10 protein-coding genes and 1 tRNA gene are annotated in these 12,807 nt (G+C 37.8%); 1 reads left to right on the plus strand and 10 read right to left on the minus strand.

Going from position 1 to position 12,807, the window contains the following annotated elements:
* The first annotated feature begins 272 nt into the window (after nt 1–272).
* The gene (locus AWM71_RS01990) at nt 273–1,643 is read left to right on the plus strand and encodes a polysaccharide deacetylase family protein (protein ID WP_060776421.1); all 1,371 of its coding nucleotides are present in this window, start codon (nt 273–275) and stop codon (nt 1,641–1,643) included.
* 172 nt (nt 1,644–1,815) lie between these two features.
* On the opposite strand, the gene AWM71_RS01995 is transcribed toward AWM71_RS01990, so the two are convergent.
* The 10 genes from AWM71_RS01995 to AWM71_RS02040 all read right to left on the minus strand — a co-directional run bounded on the left by AWM71_RS01995 (nt 1,816) and on the right by AWM71_RS02040 (nt 12,658).
* Nucleotides 1,816–2,436: a hypothetical protein gene (locus AWM71_RS01995; RefSeq protein WP_144428616.1), complete on the minus strand. Its 621-nt coding sequence runs from the start codon at nt 2,434–2,436 to the stop codon at nt 1,816–1,818.
* A 120-nt stretch (nt 2,437–2,556) separates the two neighbouring features.
* Nucleotides 2,557–3,561, minus strand: a complete 1,005-nt coding sequence (locus AWM71_RS02000; protein ID WP_060776423.1) for a hypothetical protein — start codon at nt 3,559–3,561, stop codon at nt 2,557–2,559.
* Nucleotides 3,562–3,588: 27 nt separating this feature from the next.
* The gene (locus AWM71_RS02005; RefSeq protein WP_060776424.1) at nt 3,589–4,542 is read right to left on the minus strand and encodes a glycosyltransferase family 2 protein; all 954 of its coding nucleotides are present in this window, start codon (nt 4,540–4,542) and stop codon (nt 3,589–3,591) included.
* On the minus strand, nt 4,539–5,507 hold the full coding sequence (locus AWM71_RS02010; protein WP_060776425.1) for a glycosyltransferase family 2 protein: 969 nt from the start codon (nt 5,505–5,507) through the stop codon (nt 4,539–4,541). The genes AWM71_RS02005 and AWM71_RS02010 overlap by 4 nt, the downstream gene beginning before the upstream one ends.
* A 136-nt stretch (nt 5,508–5,643) precedes the next feature.
* Nucleotides 5,644–7,179 (minus strand): O-antigen ligase family protein, encoded by a 1,536-nt coding sequence (locus AWM71_RS02015; protein ID WP_060776426.1) that lies wholly within the window; start codon nt 7,177–7,179, stop codon nt 5,644–5,646.
* A gap of 28 nt (nt 7,180–7,207) precedes the next feature.
* Nucleotides 7,208–8,272 carry an N-acetylneuraminate synthase family protein gene (locus tag AWM71_RS02020; protein WP_060776427.1) on the minus strand — a complete coding sequence of 355 codons (1,065 nt, stop codon included), beginning with the start codon at nt 8,270–8,272 and terminating at the stop codon, nt 7,208–7,210.
* A gap of 10 nt (nt 8,273–8,282) precedes the next feature.
* A complete protein-coding gene (locus AWM71_RS02025) occupies nt 8,283–9,917 on the minus strand; it encodes a cytidylyltransferase domain-containing protein (RefSeq protein ID WP_060776428.1) in 1,635 nt (544 codons plus the stop codon).
* A 116-nt stretch (nt 9,918–10,033) separates the two neighbouring features.
* A complete protein-coding gene (locus AWM71_RS02030) occupies nt 10,034–11,380 on the minus strand; it encodes a polysaccharide deacetylase family protein (protein WP_060776429.1) in 1,347 nt (448 codons plus the stop codon).
* A 49-nt stretch (nt 11,381–11,429) separates the two neighbouring features.
* The gene (locus AWM71_RS02035; protein WP_060776430.1) at nt 11,430–12,524 is read right to left on the minus strand and encodes a bifunctional glycosyltransferase family 2/GtrA family protein; all 1,095 of its coding nucleotides are present in this window, start codon (nt 12,522–12,524) and stop codon (nt 11,430–11,432) included.
* Nucleotides 12,525–12,585: 61 nt separating this feature from the next.
* Nucleotides 12,586–12,658 (minus strand) — tRNA-Arg (locus AWM71_RS02040).
* Nucleotides 12,659–12,807 lie beyond the last annotated feature (149 nt).

The raw sequence follows: 12,807 nt of genomic DNA on the forward strand, positions 1-12,807 counted from the left end.
GAGTGTTTTATCTTTGATAAGAAAAGTCATAAATTTCCCTATTTTTTACTTATAAATTGTCTCTTTTGCAGTTCTTAAGAAAATATTTAAAATTAAAAGCAAATTATTCAAGCTTTTTTCAAAGCTTCCTCCTATAATAAAAGAGGTTTTATTTTGAAGAAGCCCTCATTGGGAAAACTCCATTTATAATGAAGGAAAAATATTTCTCTTTGAATAAGTTCTCTTTTTAATTCCAATATGATCTAAATATACAATAGAAGGATGAATCTACCATGAAATTCAATAAAAAATATCTCTACACCTTATTGATTACCTTGGTTTTGGCAATTACTGCCGTCGGTTACCATTTCAATGTTTATGGAAGGGTTGAACAAAAAATTCACGAGCATCTCTCAGGAAAAGTAGGAATAAATGACCTCTACTTTAATGGTAACCACGTTTATCTCAAAAAAGATCTGACTCAGGAAACTATCGATCAAGCAAAAAAAGACGCAGATAGTCTTTCTGATGAATCTAAAAAGAAATATCTCGAAGAAATTGATAAAGTCCAACATAAGTTTGATGTCATCAATGATTTAGGGACTCTCTTTTTAGTCAATGACAAACCTGTGATTAACGGGGATCAAACAGGGGAAACCCTCCTAGTCAATCCTGATCTTTCTGATGATGAGATTCGAAACCGCAAAGGGCTCTATACCTTTAATTATAATGATGCTCTTAATGATGAATTCAAAGTTCGTTATAAGGCAGCCGAAAACGTTGCAAATCTTTCAACAAAATTCACTCAACTCATTGACAAATTGCCTAAAAATTATCAATCTAGCCAGCTAAATGATGACTTACAACACTTCCAAGAAGTTTCCGATCTCATAAAAGATTTAACTCCTATTCATCGCCAGCAACCTAAGATCAAGGCCAAAGTAGATGAAGTTCAAGAAAAAGCCAAGATTTTCTCAAAAGATCTGATCAAACATAAAGGTGATCTTACTGATGATCTTAAGAAAAAGATTTTCAACATTTCTGTTTTAGCTGATCCACTAACAGGAAGCGAAATTGATAATCGAAAACTCTTTGTTTTAACCTTTGATGATGGTCCTTCTAAAAACACCTTAGATATTTTAGATATTCTCGACAAATACCATGTTAAAGCCACTTTCTTCCAACAAGGTAACCACGCCAGTGAATATCCTGAAATTTCAAAAGAAATTATCAAACGCGGCCATCACATTGGAAACCATACCTATGATCATCCGAACATGACGAAGGTTTCTCGTAATGAACTTACAGATCAAATTAATCGAACTCAAAGAGTCATTGAAGAAGCCACAGGCGGCTATAAATCCACTAGCTTCCGTTGCCCTTATGGTGCAGGGATGGACCGTGTAGGCGCTAGCTTCCCAGATCTTACTCCAGTCTTTTGGTCTATTGATTCCCAAGATTGGAAATCTTTAGATCCCGATACAATTGTCAAAAAAGTACTCAATGAAGTGGATCGTCAAAAACATAATATCGTTCTCCATCACGACACCATCGAAGCTACTACTAAAGCCATCGATCGTTATATTCCAGAACTTCAAAAACGCGGCTATGTCTTCGTCTTCCCAGAACAATTACCAGATTTGAGACAAATCACCCCTCACTAGTGCTTAAAATAGTAATAAAAAAGAGTAACCAAATTGAAATGTACCGACCTCCAAAAGTTAGATTTTTGGTCTAACTTTTTGGGGTCACATCAAATTGAAGCGGTTACTCTTTTTTATTATCGCTATTAACCCTAAATTTCGAAAATAAAACCTTTCTTCAAGAATTAAACTCCTATTTTTTATCTCCTAAAAGAGTCCCTGCCTCATATAAGCCAGGTGAAACTTCCTTACTTAAATGTGTCTTACAATAAGTTTGAAAACTCTCATTACGAGGTTGTAAAACCAAGACTTTGTCAACCTTTTGTAAATCTTCAGCATGGAAATCATGACTAGAGATATGTACTTCAGGCGTCCAAAAATAATGAGCACATACATAATAATAGAAACGATCGCTAGAAATATCCCCAGTCACTACTAAATAGCGCTGATGAGCTTTTAAGGATTTATCTGCTAAAAGTCCTCTTATCTGTCGGGGTTGACTATAGAGTCCTTCAGCAGCTGAATGGTATTCCGTATAAGCCTTATGGAAACTTCCCAGAAGAAAAACGCCTAACATCAGTCCAATGATTCCAAACTTAAAGCCTGTCATCTCTTCTTTATCAACTTGGCTCAAGTAATCATTCAAAGTCATAAAATAAATACCAGACATGTAGATTAGGATAGTTTCCATATAACGTCCATAGGTCGCTATACGAACCGCATCTTCGATTGGCATTGCAAACCAATAAGTAGCCAACAAACCTATCCAATACACCCCTAAAATAGTCAGAAGAGAAAATACCACTTTTTTCAAATGCATGCCTTCCTTAAACCAATACCTACTAATGATCCAGACGCCGCCTATCATCACTATCAACAAAGCAAGCGATCTAAAAGATAAGGTATGCCAATTCAAGACTTGTGCAACAAACTTTTAAAGAATCCCTCGATAAAAATCCCCCGTCTTATTCGCAGCACTTACAGCATGCTTGGCATGGCCTAATTGTGAAAAATTGGCCTTGATATGGGCTTCCCACAGAAAATAGCCTAAAAAGCTAAATACTCCCACAAATGCTAAACATTTTCTCTTAAGTGACTTCCCCACATCAGAATATCTAAGACTATAAGCGTAATAAACTAAAGAAAAAATAACCAATATAAGCGCACTTCGTTTCACTAAACATAAAAAATTCAAAATAACACTCACACTTATGGCTTGGTAAACTTTGTTCTGGGAATAATAACGAATATAGGCCAAACTCGCCAAGGCAATCAAAGCTAACAAACTATCCACCATTAAAGTCGTCAACAAACTATCATGCAACGTCAACAGAAAAAATCCCACCATGGCCACTTGGCTTAAATAAGGCAAAACTGTTTTGGGCCGATCTTTCAAAGAAAAAATAGCAGATAAACTCGACAAAATAATCAAGAACTGCCCCACCAACATGTGACCTTCCGAGAAGCCTACCATGGTCACAAAATAATCCACAAAAAGAGAGGTTGTCGGCGGATAAATATAAAAGCTAATCAGCTTATCCCCAGCTTGCGGCAATCGTCCCTCTTGGTATAAGAACTTCACCATAGTCCCCCAATGTGAAAAATCATCATTATGATAGAATCCATTCTTACTTAAATACCATACACCGAAAAGAAACATCACCCCTAAAGTTACTAACCGCCAATCCAACTTCCCCTTAAATTCTTGTCTCGGACTGAGCACTAATCCCGCTACAAGAGCGATTAACCCTAACCCAAAGACACCATAAATAAAGAAAGGAAGTCCTCCTAATAAAGCGCCTAAATAAAGCACCAAGCTCTCCAAAGAAATCACAAAAAGACTGACCAAGGTCCATGGCATCCGCATCCATTTCTTAACCCATAGTCCGTACCCTAAGTGAGACAACAAAAATATAAATAATAAAGCAGCACTTTTCATCTTTTTCCCTCAATAACCCTTTATTGCTTATTTTCCTAAATAAGTCTTATACAAGAATCCATAAATATTACTGTTAAAATCTAATATTCGAAGCGCCAGCCGCTTTTGCCAAGGAATTGACACCTGATGGCCATAGCGTAACCGAGTTTTCTGAATCTGCTGGCGTAAAAGGGTCAGGTACTCTGCAGTTAAATCGTCCGGAATGGATTGAGATAATTTAAAGCCAGTAGACAAGTAGCCGTCTACCACCTTATTCACCGCTTCATTCACTAAATTTGGAAAAGTCACTTCTACATCTTCAAGTAACTTCAACCGCTGCCAAACATTATCATATTGCTTCTCACTGAAAGACGAACTCACAATACTGGTTGGATTTTGAATATAGTAATAACCATAATGATCAGAAATCGTCACTTGCTGGCATTTTTTCAAATAGGAATAGGTTGTGTAGACATCTTCATAGAGATGCCCTTCAGGATACTCCACACCTGCAAACAAATCCCGACGATAAATCTTATTCCAAGCATAGAATTCCGCTCCTGAATAATGAAAGAGAGCCTTTAAAGCAGATTCTCTATCTATATCTTGTAGAGAACAACTTTTTAAAGGAAATTCTTCGTGTCCGTTCATACGCTTAATATTGAAAACGAATAGATCTGTTTGCTCTGATCTTTCCCTTTCAAAACTTTCAAAGATATCTTTTTCATAATAGTCATCACTATCAATAAAAGCTAAGAATTCTCTTTTGGCTTCTTGAATACCATAATTTCGAGCAGAAGAAAGCCCTCCATTTGGTTTATGAAAGACTCGGATCCGAGCATCTTTTTGGCCAAGCTCGTCACACAAACGTCCACTCCGATCAGTAGATCCATCGTCTACCAATAATAACTCAAAATCAGAATAAGTTTGTTCTAAAACACTCTGAACCGCCCGTTCCAAAGTACTTTCTACATTATATACGGGCATGATAACGCTAATCATACCTTTCTCCCTCCTAAATACCATTCATATAAACTCACATACACTTTAGGGCAACATTTATATAGCCACCAAGCCCACCGATAAGGAGGTCGAATAACAGACGACTCTTTAAAATCCTCCCGATGTTTCTTCGCTAAGGCTAATAACTGAGGCCTGTAAGTAGCTTGGTAGTCTGTCCTTGGCGAACAGGTTAATTTATAGGCTGTCCCAAGTAACCCATCCATTAATTTCTTAGCCGTTAAGCCAACCAAACACGGAAAATCTTGGCGCATCACTTCCAATTGTCTTTCCCTCTCATAAACGCTATCCATTTGCCGAGGTTGAAATTTTTCCCCTACTAAGCTCTCTGAAGAAGCATAATAGAACACGCCCACTTGACAAGAAGTCACTACCTTTTTCGCATGAGAGACCGCTTGATAAGACACATAAATATCCTCATAAATTTTTCCTTCTGGGAAGCGGATAGACTCAAACAAGCGACGATCAAAGATTTTATTCCATACATAAAAATCTAATCCGTTATAACTATAAATGGCTCGAACAGCCTCTTCAGCTTCGGTATAAATAGCATCCACGGCCTGTGCGACTTGACGACTATCCTCATCTACCTGTTCATAGTTAAAAATATAGAGATCCATTTGCTCTGCATCTAAGGTCTCTTTAAATCTTTCCAATATTCCTGGTTCATAAGTATCATCACTATCTAAAAAAGCGATGAAATCTCCCTTAGCTTCCTGAATTCCTCGATTTCTTGCTACTGAGGGACCACTATTTTCGATATGCAAAGCCGTAATTTGAGAAGATTTTCGGACCCATTGGTCGCACATTTCAGGTGTGTGATCCTGAGAGCCATCATCTACTAAGATCAATTCAAAATCTTGAAAGCTTTGATCCAAGACGCTTTGCACTGCTCGATCCAGAGTACGTTCTGTATTATAAGCTGGCATAATCACCGATACTAGCATGTATTCTCTATCCTTTCCGTCTTTAATCCTTAGAGGGAATCCTCCTCTTAAAAAGTTTCTCCATTCAAGAAAAGATTCCTACCGATCACTTCTGCAGGAATCTTTAAAAATCAAACACTCTTCTAATAAAGAAGGCTTATTTTTTGTGAAAGCGAAATTTTTCAACTGCCCACTTAGGACAACAAGGATTAGAAAAACCTTGCTTATAGGCAACTACATTCAAAAAGCCAGCATAGGTCCAAAATACCCAACCAATCGGATCTCTATTCGACAAAATAAAATGATTTTCGACAAGATCTAAAACTAAAAGGCTCATCAAAGTGATTAAAAGAATAGCGGCCAAAGTCTTCTGATCTTTATCAACGTTCCAGTCTTTAAAGAATAAATTCTTTAAGTGTGACAAGAGATAGGACACCATGAATCCTCCCATCAAGAGAAAGCCTATCCCCCCTGTTTTCACCAATAAAGCCACATAGGAACTATGCATATTACCCATAGCCCGCTTCAAAGAAGCACGCTCACTCGTTGAGAGTTGGGACATATTCACTTGATCGGTGACTTCATCTGGCTTCATTCGCCGATAAAGGTCCGCATCCGCTAAACCAAAGAGCGGCCGTTGCTTCATTGCCTTTAAGCCAGACTTCCAAATGCCTAAGCGCCCCGCTGAAACCTCTTCATTTCCATCATCATGATGAATCTTAACAGGGGCAGCAATCACATCGCTTAATTTTTTCCCATTTTTTTGTCGTTCTGCAGACAAAAATTCTTCTCTAAAGTTAGCGTCTGTGGCTAATAAATACAGGCCTTGATTCACTATAGGAACATAAGAAAGGACTTTAGCAACAGAGCCATTCACAGAAACCACTAAAAAGATAACCAAAATCGTTTTCCCAATTCTCTTTCCAAAATGAGCAGGTGATGCGGATTGTAATAATTGACCCCCTCTATACAACAAAAACAAGATCCCGGCAGCTATTAAAGCGAGGGTCGTCCCTCTTGAAGAAGCCAAGATGAAATAAAGATATTGCACGATAGCATTCGCCACATATAATTTTTGAAAATGTCGCCAATTGCCTCTTTTTAAAACATTATTCACCAAAGAGGCCGCTACCGATACTGCGCCTAAGGCAGATCCCAGATTAGGACTTGTATATAATCCGAACAAACGATTTTCAATAAAGCCCTGTCTTTGCCAATAGGTTTGTGTCCCATCCAAGACCCAGTAATGGATACTAAAGGCATACAAAATGAGAGATAAGGCGCCTAAAATAAAAATCAATCCAATGAAACAATCATTGAAGCGTTTCATCCACATCTGATTCTCTTTTCCTTCACTAAAAGAAAAAGGATAAACAAGAAAGACAGCCTGCATCGCATAGACCCAGTTAATGGCCGTATCTGGAAATTGGTAAGGAAAATTTAAAAATACAGAGAAGGCAAATCCCACACCAAAGAAGAAGAGAATGGGCCAAAAGCGTGCCGTAAACATTCTTCTTTCAAAGAAAAAATCTTTGGCAATGAGATAAATTCCCCATACAAAAGCAATTTTCATAGGATAATTGGTAATATACAAAGCACTTGGTACAATAAACAAAACATTAATAACCAGTGATATCAATCGAAATAGGTGAGGGTTGTTGATCCCCGCTACTATTTTTTTACTTATCGCCATAAACAAACTCCTTTAACGATTGGGTGGATTAATCATTCAACATGTCATCCATTAAAGTCGTATCTTCTGGCAAGTCTTCCTTAACGGTTTTCCCAATAATTTCATTAATACGTTTAGGTGCAATCCCTGTCCCTGGACGTTTAAAGGTTATCATTTCTCGAGTTAACGCGGTTCCTGCTTTCACATCTTGGGTTAAGACGATCGAACGGCGAGCATTTTTACGAGCAGCGGCTTGTGCTTCTAAATCAGCAGTTGCTTTTCCACGAATTTTCATTTGAAATTCCAATCCCGCTTTAAGAATCTTCATATCTTCTGGATCCATGGCATGGTAATGATCGTTGCCTGGAAGCGTCTTATCTAAAGTGTAATGTTTTTCGATAACCTTTGCTCCTAAAGCCACCGCCGTCTTGATAATATCCATTTGTGGATCTGGGCGAGTATGGTCTGAATACCCAATAATATAATCTGGGAATTCCTTAATCAAGGTTTGAATAATATTCAAGTTAGCATCTTCATTAGGGGTAGGATACTCTAAGACGCAATGCATAATCACAATGTTCTTATTTCCTGTTTTTTCAATGGTTTGAACCGCTTGACGAATCTCTTCTAAGGTTGAAGCTCCCGTAGAGAGAAGAATAGGTTTGCCTTTTTTAGCTTGATATTCAATAAAAGGAAGGTTCGAACAATCTGAAGAGGAAATCTTATAGATATCCATCAAATCATAGAGATAGTCTGCTGATTCAAAATCAAAAGCAGTAGAGAAGAATTCAATTCCTACTTGCTTACAATACTCAGAAAGTTCCTTATATTCTTCATAACCAAAAGAATCAAACTTCTTGAATAATTCATATTGGGACGTTGTTTTTTCTTCACTCGTATCCCAGTAAGAGGGAGAGAACTTGGAAGCGATCGTTTCTGCCTTATAGGTTTGGAATTTAACAGCATCCATCCCTGATTCCTTGGCCTTATCAATCATTAATTTAGCGGCTTCCATCGGCGTGATTTCATTTTCCTTAGCAATATCATAATAGTTCACACCAATTTCTCCAATGACATAATACCCTTGATTCTCTAAAACTGAAAATAAACTCATTTTTTTCTCCTTATTCTAAGATAATCTTTAAAACACGATTTAAACCATGACGTAAGTCATTTCTTACCATTTGTTGACGCATTTGTTGGCGAATTTGTGGAGTTTCCATTAACCAAGTCAAAGTCCTCCCAATGGTTTCTGAATCCAGATGACTGCCTAAGCCTAGATTCATAAAGCCATTGGTAAGGTACCCAAACTCATGCGTCATCTCTCGCTCATTTTGAGCCATCAAGACAGTTGGCACGCCCATTGCTGCTAATTCTAACATCGTTCTTCCTTGAGAAGAAATTGCTAAATCTGCCTTCTTCATATAATCAGACATCACTTTCACATTTTGAATGACATCAATGGCATAAGGCAAGCTTGCAGCTTCTTCTTTCAAAGCTTCATAGGCTTGGTAACCTGGGCCCACAATAATCGTAAAATGAATAGCTTGATTTTGAGAGACATAGGGAATAGCTTCCAGTAATTTTTGACTCAAATTATTCGGATCTACTCCTCCAAAAATCACTAGGACCTCTTGAACCTTCTCGTGAAATTCACTCACTGAAGCAAATAAAAATTCATCTCGAATGACATAGTAGTCAGATCCCCAATAATACTGATTGCCCGACTTTTGAGGGGCATAAAGGTCATTAATGACAGCATCCGCAAGATCTGCCCCAGGCCCTAAATCTTCGAAATTAATCAAGCGAACAGGAAGTTCTTTCAAAGCTTCCATATAAGACAAACTCGTATTGAGCATATCATTCACCACAACATCCGCATGGTAAGTTTTGATAAGATCAATCATTTCTTCATCCGAAGAAATCACAGAGTATGGGAAGTGACTGGCTTCCAATTTCTTTTGAGCCAAATCTGATTTTTCACTCGTTACAAAGTGAACTTGATGGTGGATTAAACCATAAGCTAAAGCTAAGCCTCTATAAACATGTCCCAATCCAATTTTGGAATAGCCTTCTACCCGAATCAGAATGGTTTTCTTGGATAATTCATTTTCACATACCCACCAATCTTGTGGGCGATCTATATCCACTGCTTCGTTCTCTGGGACTTCAAATACAGACAGTTTCTTCCCAATTCGACTATTTTCTTGCATAGCCTGAGCACGAGTAATCAGAAAGGCACCTGTTTCAAAATAATTAGCCGGCAAATATTGACGATTTAACCGTTCTTTATAGTGAGGAATAATTTCTCCTTCTTCATTCTTCCCCCAAGACAAGTGTGGATGATTCACAACACTAATAATCGTTTCTACATCCTCATGCTCCATTAAATAATCAATGGCCTTATCCAAGGTTTTCGTCGTTAGAAGAGGAGAGGTAGCTTGTAAGGTAATAATTACATCATAAGTTTTTCCCTTTTTCTCTTCCATTTTTTGATAAGCATCATAGATAACCGGATCTAGCGTCACATGATCCTCTGCTAAGCCTTGTCCCCGATCAATCACCTGAGCATGATAGGAAGTAGCAACTCGTGCAATCTCTTCATCATCCGTTGTGACACACACATCCATATCATACTGACTTTTTTGGGCATTACGAATGGCATACGCAATAAGAGGATGGCCCTCCAAAATTCGAACATTTTTTCGTGGAATGCCTCTAGAACCTCCACGTGCTGGAATAACAGCAAGAATTTTCATTTTATTTACTCCTTTGATACTGAGTATTTACTTAGGCTATTATAGCACAACAAAAAGCGCCTAGGCATCACCCTAAGCGCTTTATTCTTAACTTTAGGCACTTCTTAAAAATTTCCTTATTCCATTTCTGACTTTCCTTTGATCCAATCTGCGGTTTCTGCGATTTGTTCAGGATATACAAAGATATAACCCTTCTTCTTCAGCATAGGGATGAGCCTCTTTAAGGCTTGGCGACTCATAGGAATAGAGGCGTGTTGACGAATCACTGTGTGTCGTTTCATTTGAGACAACAACCGATAATAAATGCCTTCTTCTGTTTTTTCTTTCCAGTCATTCGCAGAATTATTCCAATAAATTCCCTTCAAAGGCGCACATAACTTTGCTGTTCTCTCTCTTTCCTGCCCATAAGGCGTTCTGAAACTTGTCGGTTTAAAACCCGTTACTTTTTCAATAATTTCTTGAGTTTTTTGAATTTGATCTTTAATTTGCTTGTCTGTTAACTTAGAAAACGGTGAGTGATCATAACCATTATTTCCCACATGGAAACCTTCTTCCACAATTTTCTTCGCTAAGTCGGGATTCTTTTCCACTTGTGACCCTTGCAAATAGAAAGTTGCTTTCACGTCATTCTCTTTCAGAATTTCTAGGACTTCTTCTGTGCCTTCGTCGGGGCCTCCATCAAAAGTTAAGGCCACTAGCGGGCGAAAATCTGCTGGAGAACCTGTCAATAGGTCTGCCAATTCCTCATGAGCAAACAAGTGATCTAAAGGCTGACTTTCAGTACTTTCATCTGCTGTTTGATTTTTCATAGAGGTCGCATAATCTACTAAATGTTCCTTAAAAATCTTATTCTGTAAAACATTATTTAGATGCTCTCGCTGCTTAACCACTTCTTCATAAGCCTTCGCATACTTTTCAATATCTTCTTCTTCTCTCGTTGGGCTAAAGATCGCCGGCAAATCCTTCAATATTTTATCGATTTTCTCTTTTTCTTTTGCAACTTCTTTGATTTTTTGATAGGCCGTCTTAAGCTGAACAACCAAATCATCTTCATAATCAAAATCAAAAAGTGCCGACTTCTCTTCCACTGCTTTCATCTTGACATCACTATCCAATACCCACTCTGCATTGACTTGTGTGCCTACAATCAAAGGGTGCTTGTTTTCTACACAGTTATTCAAAAACGTAATGGCTTCCTGCTTACGTTGAGCCTTTAGAACAAGTTCCTCCAACACTTTTCCTTTTTCTCCACGTAATTGGCGAGTATCATATTTGGCTTTTTCAAACTGCTCAAAACTAATATTGGGATTAATATAATCATACTTTTCATCAAAATAGAGTTGACTCACTTCTTCTTCAACCTTTTCCTCCGTTACCTTTCGGTTATAAACCAAAAGCGAACACACTATTATTAATCCCAAGAAAAGCACGGTGAGAAATATATACTTTTTCTTTTTTGTCATAGCTTGCCTCTATTCTTTCAACGATCTCCCTCTTCTCAATGAAAAAGGACTAGTGACCTTCATTTCCTTTTTTGAAAATAAAATGTTTCTGAATTTGATAAGATACCAAAAAGAGAAAAATATCAACACCAACTTTTATCAAGGTTATTCGACTGGAAGCTAATTCTAGACTCAACAACCATACCAAACTTGCTGATGCTAACATTTGAATAATAACCAAACTGAAATACTTGATCATACTCTTCTCAGCATTAGAGCGAAAAACCCAAAATCGATTCAATACGTAATTAAACAAGCAAGAACATACTCGTGCAAACACGGTCGCTCCATACACTATTTTAAAAGAAGACTCTGTTCCACTTAAAATTTTAGAAAAAATATAGAAAAGGGATAAGTCTAAAACAAACGAAGTCAAAGCCGATCCGACATATTTCAAAAATGTTCCTTCAGCTGCCAAGTAACTAAAAAAAACACTATAAATAGCCCAGGAATCTTTCACCGGCTGGAAATGCGTTCCTTCATTATCATTGTGATAAATCGTTGCAATTGGAACTTCGATCAAAGGCACGCCCTGCTTAGCGGCATCAATAATCATTTTTAATTCATATTCAAACCGATCGCCACTCAATTTCATCAGCCGTTTTAAATATGTCCGAGGAATCACCCGAAGACCCGTTTGCGTATCTGTTAAAGAAATCCCAGTCACCGCTTTTAAGATCGTCCGCGTCATCTTATTTCCAAATTCACTTTTCCAAGGCACATTATTTTGAAAATCTCTCACGCCCATCACCAAAGCGGTCGGATGTTCTTCAAAACAAGAAATACACTTCATCATATCTTCATAGGTATGCTGACCATCTGAATCAATGGTTATCACACCTTCTACGGTAGGCATCTGATTCAAAATATAGTCAAAAGCCGTTCGAAGTGCACGCCCTTTGCCATAATTTCGATCATGTTCAAGCAAGATAACCCCGTATTCCGATTGAGCCTGTTTAAAATAACGCTCATAATTTGAGCCAGACCCGTCATTCACCAACAGAATAGGGAAATTTCTGGTTTCTAATCTTCGAATATTCGCGAGTAAATCTAACATTTTATTATCCGGCTCTAAGGACGGAATAATGATCGCAATCTCAGCCATAATAACTCCTTTTCTCTTACCTTTTAAGAAGCAAGTTTTTTCATAGTATTACAAGACAAACCACCCCCGAGAAGAATCGAACTTCCGGCACATCGTTTAGGAAACGATTGCTCTATCCACTGAGCTACGGGGGCATGATCTAAGAAAGCAAACAGTCTTTCTTAGTAAATGTATTCTTTTTTCCCATCCTTTAACCTAAGCAAAGGATCAATCATTTCTTTAGTATAAGGCTTTTCTTTCACGAGATCAAGTTTTTCAAAAAGCCCCTCTTAAAAATTTCCGA

It is taken from the genome of Aerococcus christensenii, assembly GCF_001543105.1.
In the GTDB taxonomy this organism is placed as follows: domain Bacteria; phylum Bacillota; class Bacilli; order Lactobacillales; family Aerococcaceae; genus Aerococcus; species Aerococcus christensenii.

Excerpts from the sequence above, each read along its gene's own strand:
- AWM71_RS01990 (WP_060776421.1), top strand. The coding sequence starts at position 273 with ATGAAATTCAATAAAAAATATCTCTACACCTTATTGATTACCTTGGTT.
- AWM71_RS02000 (WP_060776423.1), bottom strand. The coding sequence starts at position 3,561 with ATGAAAAGTGCTGCTTTATTATTTATATTTTTGTTGTCTCACTTAGGG.
- AWM71_RS02005 (WP_060776424.1), bottom strand. The coding sequence starts at position 4,542 with ATGATTAGCGTTATCATGCCCGTATATAATGTAGAAAGTACTTTGGAA.
- AWM71_RS02010 (WP_060776425.1), bottom strand. The coding sequence starts at position 5,507 with ATGCTAGTATCGGTGATTATGCCAGCTTATAATACAGAACGTACTCTG.
- AWM71_RS02015 (WP_060776426.1), bottom strand. The coding sequence starts at position 7,179 with ATGGCGATAAGTAAAAAAATAGTAGCGGGGATCAACAACCCTCACCTA.
- AWM71_RS02020 (WP_060776427.1), bottom strand. The coding sequence starts at position 8,272 with ATGAGTTTATTTTCAGTTTTAGAGAATCAAGGGTATTATGTCATTGGA.
- AWM71_RS02025 (WP_060776428.1), bottom strand. The coding sequence starts at position 9,917 with ATGAAAATTCTTGCTGTTATTCCAGCACGTGGAGGTTCTAGAGGCATT.
- AWM71_RS02030 (WP_060776429.1), bottom strand. The coding sequence starts at position 11,380 with ATGACAAAAAAGAAAAAGTATATATTTCTCACCGTGCTTTTCTTGGGA.
- AWM71_RS02035 (WP_060776430.1), bottom strand. The coding sequence starts at position 12,524 with ATGGCTGAGATTGCGATCATTATTCCGTCCTTAGAGCCGGATAATAAA.